Below are 24,781 nucleotides of genomic sequence, written 5' to 3'. Positions count from 1 at the left end.
GGCCTGTCCGCTGACAGGCCCTTTCCCTGTTTCCACTTCGTAGCTCCGCCGTCAGCCGACATCGGCCTGTGCGAAGAAGCCGATAACGGTCTGATTTTTTTCCCGATTGCGATACCCTGTGGGGTGTTTACACGCCGCTTTTCAGCACAGGGAATTTCATGGCCAGCCAATCCGCCATTCCACCGGGCTTTTACGCCATCCACGCCAACCATCTCGAAGACCTCCGCCGCGCGGTGGTGTTCCTGTGCCGCGAGCATCCGTTACCCCCGCTGGAGAGCGAAACCTTTCTGGTTCAGAGCAATGGTATTGCCCAGTGGCTGAAGCTGGCCCTGGCGGAAAAACGCTCGGGCGACGGTGCTGATGGCGGCCTCGGGATTGCCGCCGGTATGGAATTCCTGTTCCCTGCGCGGTTTATCTGGCAGGCCTACCGGGCCGTTCTGCCCGACGGCGAAGTGCCTCAGCAATCGCCATTCGACAAGCCGCGCCTGCTCTGGCGCCTGTACCGGATGCTGCCGGAGCTGGTGAACCAGGACAGCGCCTTCACGCCGCTGGCCCGGTTTATGGACGGCCAGAATACAGCAATGCGGACCTTCCAGCTGGCCGAGAAAGTCGCCGACCTGTTCGACCAGTATCAGGTGTTCCGGGCCGACTGGCTGGCGGCCTGGGAGCAGGGGCGCGACATCACCATCAGCGCCAGGGGCGAGGAGCGGGCGCTGGACCCGGAAACCCTCTGGCAGGCAACGCTGTGGCGGCGACTGGTGGAGGATACCGGCGATGCGGCTCACACCAGCCGGTCCCGTATTCACACCCGGTTTGTGGAGCAGGGCAAGCAGCTTGGCCAGCCCGCCAATCCAGCCCGGTTGCCCCGGCGCATCGTTGTGTTCGGCGTATCGTCGTTACCCCGACAGGCGCTGGAAGCCCTGTCCGTGCTCAGCCGGTTCAGTCAGGTGGTCCTGTGTGTCCACAACCCCTGCCAGTATTACTGGGCCGACATCGTGAGCGACCGGGACCTGCTCAATGCCGAACGCAAGCGGGGCGCCCGGCACCCCGCATTGTCGGTGCTGACCGATCCGGACCTTCTGCACCAGCACGCCAATCCCTTGCTGGCGGCCTGGGGCAAGCAGGGACGGGATTACATCCGCCTGCTGGATGAATTCGATAACCCGGACGCCTATCGCGGGCAACTGGAAACCCCGGACCAGAAGATTGATATTTTTTCGGCCCACGGCGACCTTGAGGCGCCCAGACTGCTGCATCAGTTGCAGAACGATATCTACAACCTGACCCCGCTGCCGGACATCCGCGCCGAACAGCGACTTCTGGACCCGACTCAGGATCGCTCGCTGGCGTTTCACGATGCCCACAGCCCGCAACGGGAAGTCGAAATCCTGCACGACCAGTTACTGGCCGCCTTCAATGCCGACCCCAGCCTGCGGCCCCGGGATATCATGGTGATGGTGCCGGACATCAACCTGTACGCGCCCCATATCCAGGCGGTATTCGGACGCTATCCAGCCGGCAGCAAACGCCACATCCCGTTCACCATCTCCGACCAGGGGCAGCGCCACCATGAACCGGTGCTCATCGCTCTGGAGACCCTGTTGTCGCTTCCGCGCAGCCGGTTTGGCGCCAGCGAAATCCTGAGCCTGCTGGAGGTCCCCTGCATACGTACCCGGTTTGGCATCGAGGAAGCCGAGATTCCCCTGGCCCGGCGCTGGATCGAAGGCGCGAACATTCGCTGGGGCCTGCACGGGCAGCATCGCGCCACTCTGGACCTGCCGGACGCACTGGAACGCAACACCTGGCAAGCCGGATTGCGGGCCATGCTGCTGGGCTACGGTATGGGCGACGATGACGCCTGGGCCGGCATCGAACCCTATGGCGAGGTCGGTGGCTTGCAGGCAGACCTGGCCGGCCGGCTGGCAGAATTTGTCCAGAAGCTGGAAACGCTCTGGCTGGCCCTGCAGGTTGACCGTTCCCCGGCGCAGTGGGAACTCCAGATCTCCGACCTGCTGGCAACCTTTTTCCAGGACGCCGAAGGACACGATCTGCTGCTGCTAAACCGCTTCCGGCGTCAGACCGAACAATGGCTCGACGATACTGCGGCCGCAGGCCTGATCGAGCAGCCACTGGCGCTGGACATTATCCGCGATGTCTTGCTGGCGGGGCTGGATGAAGGTGGGCTGAACCAGCGTTTTCTGGCCGGCAAGGTCAACTTCGCGACCCTCATGCCCATGCGCGCAATACCCTTCCGCCGGGTTTGCTTACTGGGCATGAACGACGGCGATTACCCCCGTTCCCGGCCGCCGGTGGATTTTGATCTGATGGCCAACGACTACCGACCCGGCGACCGCTCCCGCCGGGAGGATGACCGCTACCTGTTCCTCGAAGCGCTGTTGTCCGCCCGTGAGCAGCTCTACATCAGCTGGGTCGGGCGCAGCATTCGCGACGATTCCGAACGCCCGCCGTCGGTCCTGGTGAGTCAGCTCAAGGACCACATCGACGCCCTGTGGCAGGTGGCCGGCCGCCCGGCGCAAACCGTCACCGGCACACTCACCACGCCACATCCGCTCCAGCCATTCAGCCGGGCCTACTTCCCGCTGAGCAACGCCGTTGACGGCCGTGCAGAGGGGGCACCCCGGCCGCTGAACGAGATCCTGCAGGCCGGCAATCTGTTCACCTACGAACGGGAATGGCGCACCGCGCACGGACAACAACCGGACACCAACAACACCGCGGCATTGCCATACCTGGCTCCGGAAGAGCCGGTCACCCTGGGCGAGCTGGCGAACTTTCTGAAGCGGCCGATTGCCACGTTCTACCAGCGCCGCCTGCAAGTGTACTTTGACGAGGTAGCCGAGGCAGACACCGACAACGAAGCGTTCGAACTGACCGGACTGGATCGCTGGCAACTGGACAACGAACTGATTCAGGAAGCGGTTCTGAAGGCGGACTCCCGGGACGAGCTGGATCAGCGCCTGGAACAGTGCCTTGAACGCATGGCCCGCCGGGGCGACCTGGGCATGGGTGTCACGGAACGACGACTGCGCAGTGATCTGAAACCGCGCCTGCCGAACCTGTTCGACCGCCATCAGCGGGAGCTGGCGCACTGGCCAGAAGCATGCACCGAACCCGGGCACTTCAGCTTGCAGTTCCAGAACCCGTTGGGGGCCGTGCAGATCGCCGATCTGATTCCAGACCTTCGACGCGATGGGGCCGGCCAGCTTTGCCGGCTGGTGATTGCCAGTTCGGGCCTGCTGGCAGGGTCCGGCCGCAGTGGAAAAATCCGCTACACCAACCTGCTTCGGGACTGGGTGATCCACCTGGCCGGACAGCTGACCGGGGCGCCCTTCCAAACCCGCATCCTGGGCAAGGAGGAGAACAACAGCTTCCAGTTTGATCCGTTACCGGTAGAGCAGGCGAGCGCTTACTTCGAGGCCATCGTCTCGGCCTGGATGGAGGCCACCACCCGCGCGCTGCCGGTGCATGCGGAAACCGCCTATGCCTGGATTCCCGGGATCCAGAAAGACGACCCGGAGCGCGCGCGAACGGAAGCGCAAGCCGCCTACCAGAGTGCGCTGGAGCGGGATACCGGCTACCTGGGCGCCAGTTTCGAAAGCCCGGAACAGCTCTTCGCCAGCGGTGAATTTGAAACCCTGGTGCGGGCGCTTTATCTGCCACTGTGGGAAAACGCCAAGAAATCCAGGGGGAAGGCATGAGCACCGAATTACCACAATCACGCCCACACCTGGACCCGCTGGCGCTGCCCCTGAACGGCAGCACCCTGATTGAGGCCAGTGCCGGCACCGGCAAGACCTTTACCATTGCCATTCTGTATGTGCGTCTGGTACTGGGGCATGGCCAAGCCACCGACAACCCGCTGGCGAGCGGCGTTTTGCCCCCGAATCTGCTGGTGGTCACCTTTACCGACGCGGCCACCAAGGAGTTACGAGACCGTATCCGGGCCCGGCTGACCCAGGCCGCCGAGGTCTTTTCAGAGCTCGGTGACGAGCAAGCCCCCTCGCCGGAAACCAAACTGCTGTACGAGCTGCGCAACACCAGCTATCCGGACCCGGACACCTGGCCGGAATGCCGCAAGAAACTGCTGCTGGCGGCCGAATGGATGGACGAGGCGGCGGTTTCCACCATCCACGGCTGGTGTAACCGCATGCTCAGTGAACACGCGTTCGACAGCGGCAGCCTGTTCAAGCTGACCCTGGAAACCGACCAGACCGAACTGCTCGATGATGTGGTGCGGGACTACTGGCGCACCTTTATCTACCCGCTGGAGACGGGCCTGATGGACGAGGCGCTGCGGCACTGGAAGACGCCAATGGAGCTGCGCCAGGCAATCCGCGGGCTGCTGGGCGATGCCGGAACGCTGCCCGAACCATCCGGCAATCCAGCCGACACCATCGACAACCTGGTACAGCAGCGCAGGGCGCGCTCGCGGGCGTTAAAGGCCTTGCCCTGGCAGCAATGGCGGGACGACGTGCTGCCACTGCTGGATGAGCTGCAAAAGGACAAACGCCTGCACGGCAATAGCAAGAAAAGTATGGTCGCAGCCTGGGATCTGCTCACCCACTGGGCCGATTCCGATGACCTGCTACCCGACAAACTCGACACCGCCGGCTTCACCAATCAGACCCCGGAGGGTCTGGCCCGGGTGCTCAAGGGCGAGGCCGAAGTACCCGGCCACCCGGCCTTTGATGCCATTGCAGAACTCAAGGCCTTTGCCGCGGATGCCGGCAGTGCCCGCTCGGACATTCTGAAGCACGCCACCGTGTGGGTGGCGAGGCGCCTGGAAGCGGAAAAGCAGAAACGCTCGGAGATGGGCTTCGACGACCTGCTCACCCGGCTCGACGAGGCCCTGCACGGGCCCCGCGGCCAGCAATTGGCGGCCACCATTCGCCGCCAGTTCCCGGTAGCCCTGATTGATGAATTCCAGGACACCGACCCGATCCAGTACCGGATCTTTGATCGCATCTACCGGGTGGCGGACAACACCCCGGACACCTGCGTGCTGATGATTGGCGATCCGAAACAGGCGATTTACGGCTTCCGGGGTGCCGATATCTACACCTACCTGGAGGCGCGTCAGGGTGTACAGGACCGGACCTGGACCCTGGGCCGCAACTTCCGCTCCGCCAAGGCCATGGTTGCGGCGGTCAACCGGGTGTTCGAACACGCCGATCAGCACAGCTCTGAAGGTGCCTTCCTGTTTGGCAAGGGCGATGCCACGCCCCTGCCGTTCCAGGGCGTGGAGGCACAGGGCAGCAAACGTCAGTGGTGTGTTGATGACACGCCTCAGGCAAGCCTGACCTTCTGGACCCTGGACAGCGAGCAACAGGACAAGGACGGCGCCGGCAAACCGCTGGCGAAAGGGCAGGCCACGGAAACCGTGGCCGAAACCTGTGCCAGTGAAATCACCCGGTTACTGACCCTGGGCCAGCAGGGCCGGGCCGGTTTCGCGCTGGCCAGCGATCCCGCTGACCTGGAACCGGTCAGGCCCCAGGACATCGCTATCCTGGTCAACAACCGGACCGAGGCGGCAGCGGTGCGAGACGCCCTCGGCCGCCGCCGGATCAAGAGCGTGTACCTGTCCGACCGGGATTCGGTGTTACGCTCAGGCGAAGCGCAGGAAGTCCTGTGCTGGCTGAAAGCGGTGGCGGAACCCCGACAGCTCGCGCTGACCCGGGCGGCACTCGCCACCCCCACACTGGCGCGCTCCTGGCAGGACCTGAACCGGCTGCTGACCGATGAAATCGCCCTGGAACGTGAAATCGAGCGTTTCCTGGGCTACCACCAGCAGTGGCAGACCCAGGGCGTGCTGCCCATGCTGCGCAGCTTCCTGATGGATTTCGAGGTGCCGGCCCGATTGCTGCAGCGCGCCGATGGCGAGCGTCGCCTGACCGACATCCTGCACATCGCCGAACTGCTGCAACAGGACAGCCTGCAGCTCGACGGCGAGCACGCCCTGGTGCACCACTACACCCAGATCCTGCGAGCGGCCGACGAAGAAGACGAACACCGGACCCTGCGGCTGGAAAGCGATGCCGGCCTGGTGAAAGTCATTACGGTGCACAAGTCCAAGGGGCTCGAATACCCACTGGTATTCTTGCCGTTCGGCACCGCGTTCCGGGCCGAAAGCGGTAGTCGTGCCTATGTCCGTTTTCACGACCAGCAGGGCCAGCTGGTTACCGTGTTCGACCCGTCTCCGGAGGTTCTTGCTCACGCCGACCGGGAACGGCTCGGTGAGGACATCCGCAAACTGTACGTGGCACTGACCCGCGCCCGTCATGCCACCTGGGTGGGCGCGGCCGCCATCAAGGACTGGACCGACAGCGGGCTGGGTTACCTGCTCGGCGGGGACAACGCCAGGCAACAGCCCCTGATCCAGTGCCTGTCCGCACTGACCGAGCAGCAGCCAGCCATACAAGCGATGCCACTGCCCGATCCCGACACCGTTCACTACGCGGAACCGGCGCCGGAGTCGCTTGGCCCGGCGCTGGCGTCGCTGCGCGAAGCACGGGAGGACTGGTGGATTGCCAGTTATTCCACCATCGAATACACCGGATTGTCCGGCAGCGGCGTGGTCTTCGCCGGCGAGGTCGAGGATGCCGAGAGCCAGAACCTGAGAGAAGAGGGCAAGGTAGCCGCCGACGATCTCCCGCCGCCGGTCACCGATTACAGCCAACACCAGTTCCCACGGGGTGCCGGCGCGGGCACCTTCCTGCATGAATTGCTGGAGTGGTGCTGTGAGCAGGGCTTCGGTGCGGTGGTGAACAACCCTGGCGAGTTCCGTGACTATGTCACCCGTCGTTGCACCACCCGAGGTTGGGGCGAATGGGCAGACGCCCTGAGCCAGTGGCTGCTGGCCCTGCTGCAGACGCCTCTGCCGCTGGACCGTCAGGGTCAGGCCAGCGCCGCGCTGGCCGACCTGAAGACCCTGCGCCCGGAGCTGGAGTTCTGGTTCGAGAGCCGCAACGTAGCCATTCGTACCCTGGACCAGAAAGCCACCGAACACACACTCGATGGCGCCGACCGGCCACGGGCCGAGGAACGCCGGTTCAACGGCATGGTGAAAGGCTTTATCGACCTGGTGTTCGAATACCAGGGGCGGTACTACGTGCTGGATTACAAATCCAATCACCTGGGCGAGGACGACAGCGCCTACACCCATCAGGCCATGGGCCAGGCCATTCTGGACAAACGTTATGACCTGCAATACCTGCTGTACCTGCTGGCCTTGCACCGGTTGCTAAAGGACCGGCTTCCGGGCTACGACTATGACCGGCATATGGGCGGTGCGGTCTACCTGTTTCTGCGTGGCTATCGGGGCCCGGCCGCGGGCACCTTCGCCGACAAACCACCCAAACAGCTGATTGAGGACCTGGATGCACTGTTCGACGGTGGGGAAGGGGAGGCTGCCGCATGAGCACCAAGAAACCGTCTGACCTGCAGTACACTCTGGAACTGGAAGCCGGATACCCTGAGAGGGGGGATGCTGAACCTCAGAATGACCTGCTGACGCCACAAGCCGTACTCGGCGACGCTGCGGCCATGATGACGCTGCTGGCGCAGTGGCGCGACAGCGACTGGCTTCGGGCGCTGGATGTCGAATTTGCCCGTTTTCTCGGCCAGTTGTCGCACGAGCAGGCACAACCACTGGAACCGGTGCTGATCCTGCTGTCGGCGCTGGTATCGCATCAGGTGGGTCGTGGCCACGTCTGTCTCGACCTGGACGCACTGCTCAGCGATCCCCGGAACACCCTGGCGCTGCCGCCGGAGGAATCACCCGGGCGATCCGGGGTTGAACCTTCGCTGACGCCGGCGGATCTCACCGATCGGCTGTCTTTGGATCAGCTCCTGAGCCTGACGTCAGAGGCCCACATCGTAAGTGAAGGCTCACTGACCACACCGCTGATTATGGCCGGGAGCCGGCTCTACCTGCGCCGGTTCTGGCGTTATGAACAACAGATCGCCGCGGGCATTCTGGCCCGGCTGAGTGCCGATTCCGAGCTGGCCCACGCCGATACGAAGGCAACCCGCACCCTCAGTGCGGCACTGTCGGTGTTGTTCAGCAACACCCAAGCCGTGGACTATCAGAAACTGGCCTGTGCGCTCGCTGCCCGCAACCGGTTTTCGGTGATTACCGGCGGTCCCGGGACCGGGAAAACCACCACCGTGGTCAAGCTACTGGCTGCGCTCCAGTCGGTGGCCGGTTCCGCGGGTGAGGATGGCAAGCCGAGCCGGAAACTGCGTATCCGGTTGGCCGCACCGACCGGAAAAGCCGCTGCGCGGCTGAATGAATCCATTGGCGGCGCGGTCAGCCGGCTGCCCTTCGAGCAGCTGCCGGGGGAGCTGAGCCAGCACGACATTCCGACTCAGGTCACCACCCTGCACCGGCTGCTGGGCAGTCGGCCGGACTCACGGCGTTTCCGCCACAACCGGGACAATCCGTTACTGCTGGATATCCTGGTGATTGACGAGGCCTCGATGGTGGACGTGGACCTGATGGCCTCGGTGTTCGAAGCACTGCCCGATCACGCCCAGCTGATTCTGCTGGGGGACAAAGACCAGCTTGCCTCGGTGGATGCCGGAGCGGTATTGGGCGAACTGTGCCAGCGCGCCTCCAGAGGCCATTACACCCAACACACCGCCCGGTGGCTGGAACAGGTGACAGGTACGACCCTGCCGGACACCCTGCTGGACCCCCAGGGGCAAACGCTGGACCAGGCCGTGGCCATGCTGCGCAAGAGCTATCGCTTCGGCGCCCACAGCGGCATCGGGACCCTGGCCGAAGCGGTGAACACCAACACACTGGATGAACCCTTGCTCACGGCCTGCCGGGACCAGCAGTTCGACGACGTCAGCTGGGTGCATGGCCGGAGCAATCACAGCGAACCGGAAGCGCTGCTGGAGCTGATCGCCCGCCACGCCCTGTCCGGTTCTCCGGAAACCTTCGCCAAGGGCGGACAGGGCCGACAACTGAACGACCACGACTTGCCCCCGCCGGTGGGCTACCGCCACTACCTGAGCCGTATCAACGAACACCAACTGGACAGCGCTAGCCCGCGCGCCGACTGGGATGGCCTGGCCCTGGATGTGTTGGAGGCGTTTTCCGATTTTCAGGTTCTGTGCGCCCTGCGCCAGGGTCCCTGGGGCGTGGAAGGCCTGAACGACCGGATCGCCCGGGAGCTGCTGGCGCACAACCTGATTCCACGAGCCGAAGGCTGGTATGCCGGGCGGCCGGTTTTGATCACCGGAAACGATTACAACCTGGGACTGATGAACGGCGATATCGGCATCACCCTGGCGGTGCCCTGGGACCAGGACGAGCAGGGTAATGCCAAATTGGCCCTGAGGGTTGCTTTCCCGGCGTCGGATGGCTCCGGCGGGATTCGCTGGATCTCACCCAGCCGGCTACAGCAGCTCGAGACGGTGTACGCCATGACCGTGCACAAGTCGCAGGGCTCGGAATTCACCCACACCTGCCTGGTGTTGCCGGACAGGCTCAGCCCGGTTATGACCCGGGAACTGGTCTATACCGGAATCACCCGGGCGCGCCACTGGTTCAGTCTGGTAACCGGCGATGCCGGTGTGTTCCGGGACAGTGTCCGGCAACGGGTGGTGCGCGCCTCCGGCCTTGCGCAGTTGCTCAGCAAGGGTTAAGCCGAGTCAGCTGGCCTGATGCTGCTGGTGCCACATGCGGGCGTATTCGCCGTTGCGGGCCAGCAGGCTTTGGTGATCGCCGCTTTCGACGATTCGACCGGCCACCAGCACCAGGATGGTATCGGCCTCGCGGATGGTGGACAGCCGGTGCGCGATCACCAGGGTGGTGCGTTGCCGGCTGACTTCCCGCAAAGCCCCCAGAATGGCCTGCTCCGACAGCGAATCCAGCGACGAGGTCGCTTCATCGAGCACCAGTAGCGGTGGGTTCTTCAGGATCACCCGGGCAATGGCAACCCGCTGCTTCTCGCCACCGGACAGTTTCAGCCCCCGCTCCCCGACACGGGTGTCGTAGCCATCTGGCAGGCTGTGGATAAAACCTTCCAGGTTGGCCAGCCGGGCGGCCTCATGCACCTCGGTCTCGGTGGCATCGGGGCGGCCATAGGCCAGATTGCGATAAAGCGTGTCATTGAACAGCACGGTATCTTGAGGTACCACGCCAATGGCGGTGCGCAGGCTGTCCTGAGTCAGCTGCCGGATGTCCTGGCCGTCAACCCGGATACAGCCTCGATCGACGTCGAAAAACCGGAACAGCAACCGGGCGAGGGTGGATTTGCCCGCTCCGCTGGGACCGACCACCGCCACCGTGTGGCCGGCCGGAATGCTGAAGCTCACGTCGGTCAGGATCGGGCGGTCCGGGCGGTAGGCGAAATGCACATGCTCAAAGGTCAGTTCGCCCGGGCCAATCCGCAGCGGCCGGGCTCCGGGCGCATCGACAATGGCCGGCTGGTCACCGAGCAACCCGAACAGCCGCTCGACATTCACCAGCGCCTGGCGGATTTCCCGGTACACAAAGCCCAGCGCATTGAGGGGAATGAACAGCTGGATCAGGTACGCGTTGATCATGGTCAGATCACCCAGGGTAATGTCCCCGGCGGCCACCTGGCGCACGGCCATCGTCATCAATCCGATCAACGCCAGGCCGATAATCAGGGCCTGGCCGGTGTTCAGGAACGCCAGCGACAGGCGGTTTTTCAGTCGTGCGCCCTCCCAGCGCCGGAGGTCCTCATCGTACAGCCTGGCCTCGTGGGTCTCGTTGTTGAAGTACTTGACGGTCTCGTAGTTCAGCAGGCTGTCCACCGCCCGGGTGTTGGACTCGTTGTCCCGGGCGTTGGCTTCCCGGACAAAACGGGTGCGCCATTCGGTGACCTTGACGGAAAACACCACATAGACCACCACCGCCGCGAGGATTGCCACCACATAGCCGGCACTGAACACCACCAGCAGAATGACCGCCACCATGAGTATTTCCAGGATCGTCGGGACGATGTTGAACAGCGTGAATCGCAGCAGGAAGCTGATGCCATTGGTGCCCCGTTCGATGTCCCGCGCCAGACCGCCGGTCTTTCGGTCCAGGTGGTAGGCCAGTTCCCGTTGATGTAAATGCTCGAACACTTTCAGGGAAATGCGTCGCATCGCGCGTTCGGCAACCCGGGCAAAGACCGCGTCGCGTAATTCGGCAAACAGGGTGGCGCCAAACCGGAGCAGACCGTAGGCAATCACCAGGGCGACCGGGATCCAGAGCAACACCGAGCCGGGTTGGGTCTGATCCAGGTAATCGACAATGTATTTCAGCGCAACCGGGGTCGCGACGGTGGCCAGCTTGGCCAGTACCAGCAGGACAAGTGCCAGCATTACCCGGCCCCGGTACTCCAGCAGGTAAGGCCAGAGCCGCGCAATCAGCGACCAGTCGGGTTTATGGTTGGCAGGGTAATCGTGATCGGAAAATGAGCGCACACGGTCGTCCTTGAAAAACAGGTCGGATTTTAAGCTCTGCCAGACGTCAGGCACAGGCGGAAAGACTCAGTTTCCAGTGTACTGCAGATTGCACTCGCCGGATCTTTCCGGGCGGCCGGTTTGTTGTTCGGTGCCGGAATCCCTACACTGATTAATGAATAATTCAATCGCAAAGCCGTGGAGGAGACCGAACAGTGAGCAACAAAGAACTGCAAGCCCTCAAGAAGCACTATGTGGCGGCAGGCGCTGCCAGTGGCAATGATCAGTTTGCCGATCACGCCAGTAACGCAGAAATCTGGGATGCCGATGGCAACCGGTTGATCGATTTTGCCGGCGGGATCGGGGTGCTCAACATCGGACACCGACACCCGAAGGTGGTGGCCGCGGTGAAAGCCCAGCTCGACAAGCTCATGCACACCTGCCAGACCGTGATGCCCTACGAGGGCTACGTGAAGCTGGCAGAGCGGCTTAGCGGGGTGGTGCCGGTGCGTGGCCACGCCAAGGTGATGCTGGCCAATTCCGGTGCCGAGGCGCTGGAAAACGCGGTCAAAATTGCCCGCGCGGCAACCGGGAAGACCAACGTTATCTGTTTCGACGGTGGATACCACGGCCGTACCTTCTACACCATGGCCATGAACGGGAAGGCGGCACCGTATCAGACCGACTTCGGCCCGATGCCGGGCTCGGTATTTCGCGCTCCCTATCCGGTGCCCTACCACGGGGTGTCGGAGGAGGAGGCTCTCAGAGGCCTGAAGATGGCGATGAAGGCCGATTCACCGGCCCACAATACCGCAGCCATCGTGCTCGAACCGGTGCTGGGCGAGGGTGGTTTTTATCCGGCCCCACCGAGCTTCCTGCGGGAAATCCGGAAAATCTGCGACGACAATGACATCCTGATGATTGTCGACGAGGTTCAGAGTGGCTTTGGCCGGACCGGCAAAATGTTCGCGATTGAGCACAGCGGGGTCGAACCCGACATCATGACCATGGCCAAGAGTATGGCCGACGGCATGCCGATCTCGGCGGTTGTCGGCACGGCCGAGCACATGGACGCCTCCGGTCCGAATTCCCTGGGCGGAACCTACACCGGTAGCCCGACGGCGTGCGCAGCGGCGCTGGCGGTATTCGATGTATTCAAGGAAGAGCACATTCTGGATAAAGCCAATCAACTGGGCGATAAACTCCGGGCGCGGTTCAGCCAATGGCAGGAACAGTTCGATCACGTCGACAATGCTCGCAACCTTGGGCCCATGGCGGCCTTTGAGCTTGTCGAGAGCAAATCCAGCCGGACCCCGATGCCGGAACTGGCCGCCAAGATTACCCAATTGGCCAAGGCCAAGGGACTGATCCTGCTGAGCTGCGGCATGTTCGGCAACACCCTGCGCTTCCTGATGCCGGTTACCATTGAGGACCATGTGCTCGAAGAAGGCCTGGGGATTGTGGAAGAGTGCCTCAGGGAAGCGGGCGCCTGATCCGGTTCCGGTCAATGAAATGACAGGCGGTGTGACCGTGGCACGGTCCGCCGCCGCTTTCACCTTCGGTCACCCCGGTAATTATCGTATACTGGCCCAACAGTCCCTGTCCGACGGGGAATCCTCTGCACACGCACACCAACGGGCCTCCTTATGACTACTCCTTCTGCCTCTGGCCGCCCCGACCACAAGCCCCGCCCCTTTATCGACTTGCTGGTCAGCATTGTTATCCCCTCGCTTATTCTGATGAAGCTCAGCGGCGATGAATACCTCGGCAGCGTGAACGCGCTCGTCATCGGGCTGGCTTTCCCGCTGGGTTGGGGCCTGTTTGAACTGATCCGCTATGGCAAAAAGAACTTCATTGCCGTTCTCGGCCTGATCAGTGTCGGGCTTACCGGAGGCATCGGCCTGCTGGAACTGGATGCCGGCTGGCTGGCGATCAAGGAAGCCGCCATTCCTGCGGTTATTGGCCTGGCCGTGCTGGTGTCGTCCTGGACCAAATACCCGCTGGTACGCACGCTGATGTACAACCGCAACGTGCTGGATGTCGACAAAATCCATCAGGCACTGGAGGCAAACGGCAATGTCGCCGAGTTTGAGGGCCGGCTTCTGAAGGCAACCTACTTCTTTGCCGGTACGTTCTTGTTCTCATCGATCATGAATTACCTCATTGCCAAGTGGATCGTGGTCAGCCCGTCCGGGACTCAGGCCTTCAACGAAGAACTCGGGCAGATGACGCTGGTGAGCTATCCAATGATCGCCATCCCGTCGATGATCATGATGATGCTGATCTTCTACTATCTGTGGCGCACCATCCGGCGGTTAACCGGATTCACCCTGGAAGAGGTGATGGCGCCGCAATTGCGAGACGAACAAAAAGCCAAGGACTATTCCGAGTCGCCGTCCAACGACTGATCCTATCGGCACAAAAAAAGGGGCGCAGGTTCAATCCTGCGCCCCTTTTTTATGGTCACCAGATCCCTGGATTTACACGTCCAGGTTGGTCACCTCCAGAGCGTTGGTCTGGATGAAGTCACGGCGCGGCTCCACCTCATCGCCCATCAGGGTGGTGAAGATCTGGTCGGCGGCGAAGGCATCCTCGATCGTCACCTTCATCATCCGGCGGGTTTCGGGGTCCATGGTGGTTTCCCAGAGCTGTTCCGGGTTCATCTCGCCCAGTCCCTTGTAACGCTGGATGTTCAGTCCGCGCTGGGCTTCCTTCATCAGCCAGGCGAGGGCGCCTTCAAACGACAACACGGCCTGCTTGCGCTCGCCCCGTTGGATGTAGGCGCCTTCCTCAATCAGGCCGTCCAAGGTCTCACCCATGCGGGCGATGGCGGCGTAGGAAGCCGACTCGAAGAAATCGTGATTGAACACGTGCTCGTGGGGCATGCCATGCACGTAGATGGTGACCTTGGGCAGAAACAGATCCCGCTCGGAATCCTTGGTAACCGAGAAGGTGTACTTGGTTCCGGTACGGGTATCCAGGTCCAGGCCCTCGCCGAGGCGTGCCACCCAGCGAGCCACCGCTTCCTCTTCTTTAAGGTGCTCCGGCTTCAGCGTGACATTGCTGAGCATCTGTTCCAGAACCTTCGGCGGATACGCCCGCGAGAGCCGATCAATCATCGCCATGACGGCCTGATAGTCCTTCACCATGGTTTCCAGGGCGGAATCCTTGATGGCCGGTGCTTCCGGGTTCACGAACAGCTGAGCGCCTTCCAGGGCGGTCTGAGTGAGGTAGGCTTCCTTGGCCTTCTCATCCTTCAGGTATTCCTCCTGCTTGCCACGCTTCACCTTGTACAGCGGCGGCATGGCGATAAACACGTGGCCGCGCTCGATGATTTCGCGCATCTGACGGAACAGGAAGGTCAGCAGCAGGGTCCGAATGTGCGAACCGTCGACGTCCGCATCGGTCATAATGATGATCGAATGATAACGGAGCTTGTCCGGATTGAACTCTTCGCGGCCGATACCGCAGCCCAAGGCGGTAATCAAAGTACCAACCTCGGCTGACGAGAGCATCTTGTCGAAGCGGGCTTTTTCCACGTTCAGGATCTTACCTTTGAGCGGCAGGATGGCCTGAGTCTTGCGGTCCCGGCCCTGTTTGGCGCTTCCGCCGGCCGAGTCACCCTCCACAATGTAGAGTTCGGACAGGGCAGGGTCTTTCTCCTGGCAATCGGCCAGCTTCCCCGGCAAACCGGCGATATCCAACGCGCCTTTGCGGCGGGTCATGTCGCGGGCTTTCCGCGCCGCCTCACGGGCTCGGGCCGCCTCGATCATCTTGTTTACGATGGTCTTGGCCTCGTTCGGCTGCTCCTGCAGGTAGTCGGAAAACGACTGGTACAACTCCTGCTCAACCGCGGTTTTCACCTCCGAAGACACCAGCTTGTCTTTGGTCTGGGACGAAAACTTCGGGTCCGGCACCTTCACGCTGATAATCGCCGTCAGGCCTTCCCGGGCGTCATCACCAGAGGTGGCCACTTTCGCCTTCTTACCCAGGCCTTCGTGCTCGATGTAGTTATTCAGGGAGCGGGTCAGCGCCGCCCGGAAACCAGCCAGGTGGGTACCACCATCCCGCTGGGGAATATTGTTGGTGAAGCAGAAGATGTTCTCCTGGAACGCATCGTTCCACTGCATCGCGACCTCTACCGCGATGCCGTCTTCACGCTCGGTGGTGAAGTGGAACACCCGGTTCAGGGGGGTCTTGTTGGTGTTCAGGTGCTCGACAAAGGCCCGCAAACCGCCCTCGTATTCGAAGATTTCTTCCTTGCCACTGCGTTCGTCAGTCAGGCGAATACGCACACCACTGTTCAGAAACGCCAGTTCCCGCAGGCGCTTGGCCAGGATGTCATAGTGGAATTGGATGTGGGTAAAGGTTTCGGGGGACGGAATAAAGTGAACCGTGGTGCCGGACGCATCGGTTTCGCCCACCTCGGCCAGCGGTGCGTTCGGTACACCGTGGGTGTAGCTTTGCTCGTAAACCTTGTTGTCCCGACGAATGGTCAGCGTCAGGGTAGAGGAGAGGGCGTTCACCACCGAAACCCCGACACCGTGCAGACCGCCGGACACTTTATAAGAGTTGTCGTCGAATTTACCGCCGGCGTGGAGGACGGTCATGATCACTTCGGCGGCTGACACCCCTTCCTCTTCGTGCAGATCCACCGGAATACCGCGCCCGTTATCTTTCACGGTGATGGATTCATCGGGGTGGATAATAACGCCGATTTCGGAGCAATAACCGGCGAGCGCCTCATCGATGGAGTTATCCACCAACTCAAACACCATATGGTGCAGGCCGGTACCGTCGTCGGTGTCCCCGATGTACATGCCGGGGCGCTTGCGCACCGCATCCAGTCCTTTCAGAACTTTGATGCTGGAGGAATTGTAATTCGATTCGCTCATTTAGAGACTCCTGAAGGGTGTGCCGGTATATCCGAACCGGTGTTCGTGACGCCCAGTTCGGGACCTGCCCGGCTTTATTCTTCTATCAATTTGCCATGTTCCACGTGGAACATTCGATATTCCGGCGCCACGCCGTGGCTCCACAAACGATCCGGATCGGGCCGTTGAATCGAGGTAATGAATACCTGACAGCCCAGCGCTTGTAACCGTTGTGCCAGCATGGCCTGATGATCGTCGTCCAGTTCGGCATTAATGTCGTCGAGCAGGAAGGTGACCTGCTTGCCCAACTCCGCCAGAACCATGCCCTGGGCAATTTTCATCAAAATCACCAGGGTTTTTTGCTGCCCCCGGGAAAACGTTTCCGACACCGGACGGCCCTGGTACTTGATGCGGACGTCCGCCCGGTTGGGCCCATACAACGTGTGCCCCATTTTGACTTCCTGGTCCCGGTGACTGCCCAGAACGTCCGCCAGGGATTGGGTTACATCCCAGCCGGGATACAGGTCCAGCTTCAACCCATTGGTCCATTCGACATTCAATTCGTCGATCAACCGATCAAACGCCTTCCGAAACCGGTCAAAAGTGTCCGTTCTGGCCGCCGTCAGACGCTCGCTGACGGCCGAATACTGGGCATCCCAGACCTTAAGTAAACCGTCGTCCAGTCTACCATTTCTGAGCATTTTATTCCGCTGTGATGTCACTCTTTGACATTGCTGCCACACCGACCCGAAAGAAGGTTCCACGTGGAACACTGCCCAATCCAAAAACTGCCGCCGTTTTCCCGGCGCACCAGCCACCACATCGAACACGCCGGGGTCGATCACCGATACCGGCAAATGCCGCGCCAGCGCGGAAAGGCTGCGGACGTTTTCTCCGTCCACACGCAACATGGTTTCCTTCTGAGTGATGTCACGTGCCAGGCCGACCCGATGAGCCAGATCTTCCGAATCCCGGCCAGACTTCTTCGCCAGTGTTCCGTGATCCAGGCCACCGAACACGGTGAATTTCTGCTGCCCGTGGCTCGCCACGGCTTGATGCCGGTTGACCCGGAAAGACCGTCCCAACCCGAGATAGCCAATCGCCTCCAGGACACTGGTTTTGCCGCTGCCATTGGCGCCGTAAAGCAAATTAAACGACGACGAAAAACTTACCGGTTCCGCGGACAGATTTCGAAAATGTTGGGTTTGGAGTTTTACTAACGCCATAAAAAGGGGAACTCAGACAAGACCGCCCGGAGGGGTGGGGCACAGCCCATAAAAAAGGCAGCGTCCCGAAACCGGTGACGCTGCCCTAGTGTACAAAAGCCAACTGTTGAAGGCGACTGCCTCAGTGCAACATATTCAAGCGCTCGTCCATAAACCCGTCCATTTCCGGCGCAAGGATGTGCACATAGCGGTCAAAATACAGAAACTGCTTCAGCAATAGCGCAAACTCACGCGGGAAATGCAGACCGTGACTTTCGCCAATTTTTACCATATCCATCAGGATATGATTCACGTCATCTTCCGCCTGCTCCATTTCATACGGCACCTGATCAGGAACCATCTTGTCCATTTGTTGGTACAGTCGACGCAAATCTGCCGCGAGCTCATTCACCTGGACGGTTTCGTGCGTGACACCAATCCGGATCATGGCATCGGCCATGCCCTCGAAGTTTCCAACCATCACGGCGGAAATAAAATCACTCACCGCCTGCCAGGTATCCGGCTTGATCCGACCCACGATTCCGAAATCAATAAACCCGACCCGGCCATCCTTCAGCACCATCAGATTCCCGGCATGCACATCGGCGTGGAAAAACTCGCACTGAGTGAGGCTGGCAAACCAGGTGTTCATTGCGGTTATCAGGGTGCGTTCGGGATCGCGGGCATAGCCGCGAATGCTTTCCAGGTCGGTCAGCGGCACACCGTGGAAGCGCTCCATGGTCAGAATACGGCGAGTGCTGCACGCTTCATACACCAACGGCACCGTGGCGTCTTCGTTGTGGGTGTCGTGCAGGAAGTTCCGGAACACTTTCAGGTTGTTCGCTTCCTTGATGAAATCACATTCTTCCATCATCGTACGCTGGATTTCACCAACGATGCCGGACAGCGACGTCCAGGACAGTTTCGGCGCCACTGTTTCCAGAATCTTCGCCGAGGCATAGAGGAAGTTCAGGTCGGTCAGCAGAATGTTTTCCACACCCGGCTTCTGAACCTTGATCACCACATCCTCACCGGTCACCAACCGTGCCGCATGAACTTGCGCGATGGACGCCGAGGCCAGCGCGACCGGATCGATGTGGGCATACACCTGATCCAGCGGGCGGCCGAGTTCATCGCGGATGATTTTTTTGATCACACTGAACGGCAGGTTGGGGGTCTTGTCGAGACAGTACTGAAACTCCTCAACGTATTCCTTGGGAAAGAACGTGGGCGAGCTGGCAATAAACTGCCCGAGCTTGATGTAGGTCGCCCCCAGATTTTCGAACGTTTGCCGAACCAGCCTCGGGGTCGGGGGGCGTTCGCCCCGCACCCAGTTGACACCCGTGCGTCCCAGCACGGACAGGGTCTGACCTATCCGCAGCGCGCCCTTGATTCCATTCGTTACGGTGCCCATCAACTAACGTCCTCCTAGAGCCTCATCGGCATGACAACATACAGACAGCGGTTGTCTGTCTGCGATTCAATCAGTGCGCTGCTGTTCGGATTCGACAGGATGATCTTCACCTGCTCTTCGTCCAGCGCGTTCATTACGTCCACCAGATAACCGACATTGAACCCGATTTGCAGCGATTCGCCCTGGTATTCCACGGCCAGCGCATCTTCCGCCTGTTCCTGATCCGGGTTGTTGGCAAACACCTGCAACTGGTCCGACGACAGGTTCAGCCGGACGCCGCGAATGTTTTCATGCGACAGGATGCCGGCTCGCTGCAGCATGTTCTTCAGCGCCGCCCGGTCCGCCATCACAATCTTGTCCCCACCACGCGGAATCACCCGGTTGTAATCCGGGAACTTGCCTTCAATCAGCTTGGAGGTAAAGGTGTAGGCGCCCACGGTTGCCCGCAGGTGGTTTTCCCCGATGACCAGAGTGACCGGCGTTTCCACATCGTCCAGCAAACGGGCCAGTTCCAGAACCCCCTTACGCGGCACGATGACCTGACGCAGCTCTGGGCAACCCGTCGCCAGTTCCTGATGCGCCATCGCCAGGCGGTGGCCATCGGTCGCCACCGTGCGCACATGGCCCTGATCGACTTCCAACAACAAGCCGTTCAGGTAGTAGCGAACATCCTGCTGCGCCATGGCGAACGCGGTGGCATCCAGCATCCGGCCCAATTCCTTCTGGGGCAGTTCGAGCCGGAAACTCTCCGCTTCGTCTTCCACGTTCGGAAAGTGTTCCGCCGGCAGCGTCGACAGGGTGAAATGGCTGCGACCACACCGAACGTGCAAACGATCCCCTTCCAACGCCAGTTCAATCGGCGTCTCTTCGCTCAACGCACGACAGATATCGGCCAGCTTACGCGCCGGAACGGTAATACGACCCGGCTGATCCACGTGCACCGGCGTTACCCGCCCGATCAGTTCCACCTCCATGTTGGTCCCGGTCAGAGTGAGGGTATTGTCTTCCGCTTCCAGCAGAACGTTGGACAGCACCGGCATGGTCTGTTTCTTTTCCACAACCCCGGCAATGCTCTGCAGGGGCGTCAGGAGGGATTCACGGCTGATCGTCAGTTTCATGGCACTCAGCTTTTTTGTCGGTTTAAAGAAAGAAGGTTGGTTTCGGTCACCCGGCCTTCCGGCATCAGGTGGTCAGCAATCGCATAAAATTCTGGTAGTCCTCACGGATGCCCGGATCGGTTTCCTGCAATTCCACAATCTTCTTGCAGGCGTGCAGCACCGTGGTGTGATCCCGGCCGCCGAACGCATCGCCAATTTCCGGCAGGCTGTGGTTGGTCAATTCTTTCGCCAGCGCCATCGCCACCTGCCGGGGGCGGGTCACGGTCCGGGTCCGGCGTTTGGACAACAAATCAGCCACCTTGATCTTGTAATACTCGGCCACCGTGCGCTGAATGTTGTCAATACTGACCTGCTTTTCATGCAGCGCCAGCAGATCCTTGAGGCTTTCCCGGATAAACGGAGGCGTGATCTCGGAGCCTGTGAAGTGAGCATTCGCTATCACCAAACGCAGCGCGCCTTCTAGCTCCCGAACGTTTGAGCGGATCTTCTGGGCAATGAAGAACGCCGCCTCGCTGGAAAGCTTCACATTGGCCTGCTCGGCCTTTTTCATCAAGATGGCGACCCGCGTTTCCAGCTCCGGCGGCTCGACCATCACCGTCAAGCCCCAGCCAAACCGGGACTTCAAACGCTCTTCCATGTCGACGATTTCCTTCGGGAACCGGTCGCAGGTCACAATCACCTGCTGCCCCCCTTCAAGCAACGCATTGAAGGTGTGGAAAAACTCCTCCTGGGACCGTTCCTTGCGGGCAAAGAACTGGATATCGTCAATCAATAACGCATCGACCGAGCGATAATAGCGCTTGAATTCATTGATGGCGTTGAGCTGAAGCGCCTTGACCATGTCGGCGACGAATCGTTCTGAACGCAGGTAAGCGACTTTGGCCCGCGGATTCTTGCGCACGATCTCGTTGCCAATGGCGTGCATGAGGTGGGTTTTACCCAGCCCCACACCCCCATAAAGGAACAGCGGGTTGTAAGCGCCGCCGGGGTTCTCCGCCACCTGCATGGACGCCGCCCGAGCCAGCTGGTTGGATTTACCCTCGACAAAAGTATCGAAGGTGAAGCCCTCGTTCAGAAAACTCTGGTGCTTGATGTCGCCCTCGACCTGAACCGGACGTCGCTCGGTCTCGACCTTGGCCGCCCGCGGTGTCGCCACCGTCGCTGCCACACCCTTTTCTTCCTCGCTCAGGCGGCCACCACTTTCCTCGGCCACCCTCTTGTTGTCCGGTTCAGGACTTTGCGAACGGGCCACCGGATCGCTTGCCTTTGGCGCCGAGCCCACCTTGAGCGTCACTCTCGGGGCCTGTCCACCGCCGAGATCCTTGAGGACCTCCTCTATACGGCGCAGGTATTTTTCGTTCACCCAGTCCATGACAAACCGGTTGGGTGCAAACAGCATCAACTGCCCGTCGCGCTGATCTGATTGCAGCGGACGCAGCCAGGTATTGAATTGCTGTGCCGGGAATTCATCCCGGAGAACTTCAAGACATTGATGCCACATACTGTTCGGCACGACGGCCAGCTCCCAGATTCAAGATCGGACGCACACCGGAAAGGCGGCTATCCGCAATCCAACAAGCGAGCTGCCGATTTTACCCTGCCACCCCTCTCAGTAAAAGGCTTGCGCCAACTTCATGAACACCCTGTGGAAAGTTTTTTCACTATTTTTCATTTGCTTAAAGACTTACCTACAGCCTTGTGTACAGAAAATTTCTTTTCGGAAAGTTACCCACACCCCTGTGTGTATAGCCTGGGTTCAAGCTTGTGACGGATGCAGGGACAACCAGTGGGATAACTTTACCGGTTTGGCAAAAGGCGGGTTATCCACATTTTGATTGGTCCCTGTCCACAGAGCTTATGGGCCCTTTTCAAAGCCTTTATCATCACTTCAAGCCATTGTTTTTGTTATTTTTAACTGCCTTATCAACAGAAATGTCAGGGCCTAATAACAGTAATAAATATCTTTTAAAAGAATTTCTAAAAGACCTTTTTACTTTAATTAGTTCAGAGCCAACTTCCCGATTCCGGACCTTATGCGCATTTCCACTTAACCTGACAACGCGTACCAAGCATTGAATTCCCCCCGTTATTTGCATAGAATGCCGCTCCTGTTTTGGCTGTACATTTTCCAGCCAGTTTGGAACTCCCAACTGACGAACTGTGAGATCATCACCATGAAAAGAACGTTTCAACCGAGCGTCCTGAAGCGTAAGCGCGTACACGGCTTCCGCGCCCGCATGGCCACTGCCAACGGCCGCAAGGTAATTGCCCGTCGCCGTGCCAAAGGTCGCGCACGCCTGTCTGCGTAACCCAGCGCCTCATGAAGGCTTTGAGTTTCCCGAAATCACACCGTCTTCTGAGACCAGCTGATTACGGCAAAGTCTTCAATGACGTGCAGATCAAGGTTCCGCACCGGAATTTTCTGATCCTGGCGACACCGAACCAACTCGGTCACGCCAGGATCGGCTTGATCTTCTCGAAAAAGAATCTGAAACTCGCTGTCCAGAGAAACCGGATCAAGCGTCAGGTCAGGGAAAGTTTTCGCCACCAGCAGCAGTTACCGGCTCTCGATATCGTGGTCCTCGGCCGACAAGGCTTGAAAGACCTGAATAATCAGGCGGTGAACAAGGCTCTGGCTGAACTCTGGCGTCGACTTACCAAGAAATACGGTCCCATTCAGGCCGCCAGCACATCACCTGCCGAACTCTCAGATAGGGGATCGGGTTAATGCGCAAACTTCTGCTGTTGCCCATTCGCTTCTATCAGTACGCCATCAGCCCCATGATGGCCAGCCATTGCCGCCATTACCCAACCTGTTCACAATACGCCGTTGATGCCATAACCCATCATGGCCCTGTGAAAGGTCTGGTATTGGCTGGAAAACGTTTGCTCAGGTGTCATCCCTGGGCCGCAGGCGGTTACGATCCGGTGCCAGGAACGAATCCAGATTCATCCAGTGAAATACCCGATCCGCATCAGGTAGATCAACTTTCAACCACTACCCGAACCAGACGTTAATTTATGGATATTCAACGCATTGTCTTGTACGCCGGACTGGCCATTGTCAGCTACCTGATGGTTCTGGCCTGGAACGACGATTACCGTCAGCCCGTAGACACGGCCCAGGTAAGCGAATCGGCTCCAGCCAGCGGCTCCGACGGCATGGTGCTGCCTCAGCAGGGTTCAACCGACAGCTCCGGGGAAGAATTTTCTGTTCCTGGAAGTGCCAACGACGCGCCGGTTTCCAACGATGCCACCCTCGACCAGCGCTTTGTGACCGTTGAAACCGATGTGTTGAAACTCTCCATTGACCGCATTGGCGGTAATCTGGTTCAAAGCTCGCTGCTTAACTACGACGAGTCACTGAACAAACCGAAACCCCTCGAGCTTCTCACCAGCACGGAGTTCCGGACCTACGTGCTGGAAAGCGGTCTGATTGGGCGTCAGGGGCCAGACAGCCGTTCCAGCGGCTCAGCTCCGGTCTACCAGGTTTCAGGCAGCAACTTTGCTCTGGAAGAGGGCGATGATGAACTTTCCGTCGATCTCAAGCTGACCACGGAGCAAGGTGTCACCATCACCAAGCGCTACACCTTTGCACGCGACAGCTACCAGGTTGACGTTCGCTACCTGATCAATAACCAGTCCAGCGAGGCCTGGCAGGCCAATTTCACCGGCAAGATTGTGCGTGATCAGGCCGCCGATCCGACCAGTCAGAACACCATGGGTATCCAGGCCTTCCTGGGTCTGGTGGTCAGTACGCCGGAAGATCCCTATGAAAAAATCGCCCTGAGCGATCTTGGCGAAACTCCGGTCAACCAGCAGGTCACCAATGGCTGGATGGCGTTCCTCCAGCATTACTTCCTGACCGCGTGGGTCCCCGATCGCGACCAGCTGGCACAGTTCCAGACCACCCGTCGCGGCCCCTTGCATGTCATGGGCTTTGTCTACCCGGCCACCCAGGTGGCGCCGGGTGAAACCGCGGAAGTCGGTGCCCGGGCCTATGTCGGCCCCAAGATCATTGACCGTCTCGAGGAGATGGCGCCGAACCTGGACCGGACGGTCGACTTCGGCTGGCTGTTTTTCATCTCCCAGCCCTTGTTTATCATCCTGGACTGGTTCCACAGCCTGGTCGGAAACTGGGGCGTGGCGATCATCCTACTGACCGTTCTGGTCAAGGCCGTGTTCTTCCATCTGTCCGCCACCAGCTACCGCTCGATGGCCAAAATGCGCGCCGTTGCACCGCAACTGACACGCCTGAAGGAACTCTATGGCGACGACCGCCAGCGTATGTCTCAGGAAATGATGGCTCTGTACAAGCGGGAAAAAATCAACCCGCTTGGCGGCTGCCTGCCGATCCTGGTGCAGATGCCGGTGTTCATTGCCCTGTACTGGGTACTGTTTGAGAGTGTCCAGCTTCGCCACGCACCGTTCATGCTGTGGATTCAGGATCTGTCCCAGATGGATCCGTACTTCATCCTGCCGATTCTGATGGGCGCCAGCATGTTCCTGCAGATGCATCTGAACCCGACGCCTCCGGACCCCATGCAGGCCAAGATCATGAAGATGATGCCGTTGGTGTTTACCGTGTTCTTCCTGTGGTTCCCGGCCGGTCTGGTACTGTACTGGCTGGTCAATAACATCCTGTCCATTGCCCAGCAGTGGTACATTACCCGTCAGATCGAAGCCCAAACGGCGGCCAAGAACCGGTAACCGGTTCATCCG

Annotated in this window: 16 protein-coding genes; 9 read left to right on the top strand and 7 right to left on the bottom strand. The window is 60.1% G+C overall.

All coding sequences use genetic code 11. From position 1 onward, the window contains the following. The first annotated feature begins 158 nt into the window (after positions 1-158). The 3 genes from recC to recD are packed head-to-tail and all read left to right on the top strand — an operon-like array spanning position 159 to position 9,675. Entirely contained in the window at positions 159-3,719 is a 3,561-nt protein-coding gene (gene recC / locus LPB19_RS03945) for an exodeoxyribonuclease V subunit gamma (protein ID WP_206644817.1), read from the top strand. Continuing rightward, on the top strand, positions 3,716-7,438 hold the full coding sequence (gene recB / locus LPB19_RS03940) for an exodeoxyribonuclease V subunit beta (RefSeq protein WP_206644816.1): 3,723 nt from the start codon (positions 3,716-3,718) through the stop codon (positions 7,436-7,438). Before recC ends, recB begins: the two co-directional genes overlap by 4 nt. After that, entirely contained in the window at positions 7,435-9,675 is a 2,241-nt protein-coding gene (recD, locus tag LPB19_RS03935; RefSeq protein WP_206644815.1) for an exodeoxyribonuclease V subunit alpha, read from the top strand. The genes recB and recD overlap by 4 nt, the downstream gene beginning before the upstream one ends. Positions 9,676-9,681: 6 nt before the next feature. Here the strand turns inward: recD and LPB19_RS03930 are convergent, their stop codons facing one another. Further along, positions 9,682-11,469 (bottom strand): ABCB family ABC transporter ATP-binding protein/permease, encoded by a 1,788-nt coding sequence (locus LPB19_RS03930; RefSeq protein WP_206644814.1) that lies wholly within the window; start codon positions 11,467-11,469, stop codon positions 9,682-9,684. A 194-nt stretch (positions 11,470-11,663) separates the two neighbouring features. On the opposite strand from LPB19_RS03930, the gene gabT reads away from it, so the two are divergent. Beyond that, entirely contained in the window at positions 11,664-12,941 is a 1,278-nt protein-coding gene (gene gabT, locus LPB19_RS03925) for a 4-aminobutyrate--2-oxoglutarate transaminase (protein WP_206644813.1), read from the top strand. A gap of 153 nt (positions 12,942-13,094) precedes the next feature. Next, positions 13,095-13,856, top strand: coding sequence for a VC0807 family protein (locus LPB19_RS03920; RefSeq protein WP_206644812.1), 762 nt, complete (start codon positions 13,095-13,097; stop codon positions 13,854-13,856). 72 nt (positions 13,857-13,928) lie between these two features. On the opposite strand, the gene gyrB is transcribed toward LPB19_RS03920, so the two are convergent. The 6 genes from gyrB to LPB19_RS03890 all read right to left on the bottom strand — a co-directional run bounded on the left by gyrB (position 13,929) and on the right by LPB19_RS03890 (position 22,251). Continuing rightward, positions 13,929-16,343 (bottom strand): DNA topoisomerase (ATP-hydrolyzing) subunit B, encoded by a 2,415-nt coding sequence (gene gyrB / locus LPB19_RS03915; RefSeq protein ID WP_206644811.1) that lies wholly within the window; start codon positions 16,341-16,343, stop codon positions 13,929-13,931. A gap of 74 nt (positions 16,344-16,417) precedes the next feature. Beyond that, positions 16,418-17,548, bottom strand: a complete 1,131-nt coding sequence (gene recF / locus LPB19_RS03910) for a DNA replication/repair protein RecF (RefSeq protein ID WP_206644810.1) — start codon at positions 17,546-17,548, stop codon at positions 16,418-16,420. 121 nt (positions 17,549-17,669) lie between these two features. Next, positions 17,670-18,941 (bottom strand): ABC1 kinase family protein, encoded by a 1,272-nt coding sequence (locus LPB19_RS03905; protein WP_206644809.1) that lies wholly within the window; start codon positions 18,939-18,941, stop codon positions 17,670-17,672. A gap of 14 nt (positions 18,942-18,955) precedes the next feature. After that, a complete protein-coding gene (gene dnaN, locus LPB19_RS03900; RefSeq protein ID WP_206644808.1) occupies positions 18,956-20,059 on the bottom strand; it encodes a DNA polymerase III subunit beta in 1,104 nt (367 codons plus the stop codon). 64 nt (positions 20,060-20,123) lie between these two features. Next, positions 20,124-21,560: a chromosomal replication initiator protein DnaA gene (gene dnaA / locus LPB19_RS03895; protein ID WP_407943950.1), complete on the bottom strand. Its 1,437-nt coding sequence runs from the start codon at positions 21,558-21,560 to the stop codon at positions 20,124-20,126. A 382-nt stretch (positions 21,561-21,942) separates the two neighbouring features. Continuing rightward, positions 21,943-22,251 carry a hypothetical protein gene (locus tag LPB19_RS03890; RefSeq protein ID WP_206644806.1) on the bottom strand — a complete coding sequence of 103 codons (309 nt, stop codon included), beginning with the start codon at positions 22,249-22,251 and terminating at the stop codon, positions 21,943-21,945. Here LPB19_RS03890 and rpmH point away from each other — a divergent pair. Genes rpmH through yidC form a run of 4 tightly spaced genes read left to right on the top strand, consistent with a single transcriptional unit; the run spans position 22,234 to position 24,769 of the window. Then, a complete protein-coding gene (gene rpmH, locus LPB19_RS03885; protein WP_004579611.1) occupies positions 22,234-22,368 on the top strand; it encodes a 50S ribosomal protein L34 in 135 nt (44 codons plus the stop codon). The two genes, LPB19_RS03890 and rpmH, sit on opposite strands and share 18 nt — an antisense overlap. An 11-nt stretch (positions 22,369-22,379) precedes the next feature. Then, positions 22,380-22,787, top strand: coding sequence for a ribonuclease P protein component (gene rnpA, locus LPB19_RS03880; RefSeq protein ID WP_206644805.1), 408 nt, complete (start codon positions 22,380-22,382; stop codon positions 22,785-22,787). Beyond that, positions 22,787-23,077 (top strand): membrane protein insertion efficiency factor YidD, encoded by a 291-nt coding sequence (yidD, locus tag LPB19_RS03875; protein ID WP_206644804.1) that lies wholly within the window; start codon positions 22,787-22,789, stop codon positions 23,075-23,077. The genes rnpA and yidD overlap by 1 nt, the downstream gene beginning before the upstream one ends. A 3-nt stretch (positions 23,078-23,080) precedes the next feature. Further along, entirely contained in the window at positions 23,081-24,769 is a 1,689-nt protein-coding gene (yidC, locus tag LPB19_RS03870) for a membrane protein insertase YidC (RefSeq protein ID WP_206644803.1), read from the top strand. Positions 24,770-24,781: the final 12 nt, after the last annotated feature.

The organism is Marinobacter salinisoli (assembly GCF_017301335.1).
GTDB classification, from domain to species: domain Bacteria; phylum Pseudomonadota; class Gammaproteobacteria; order Pseudomonadales; family Oleiphilaceae; genus Marinobacter; species Marinobacter salinisoli.
This window is presented reverse-complemented; position numbering and strand designations above follow the sequence as displayed.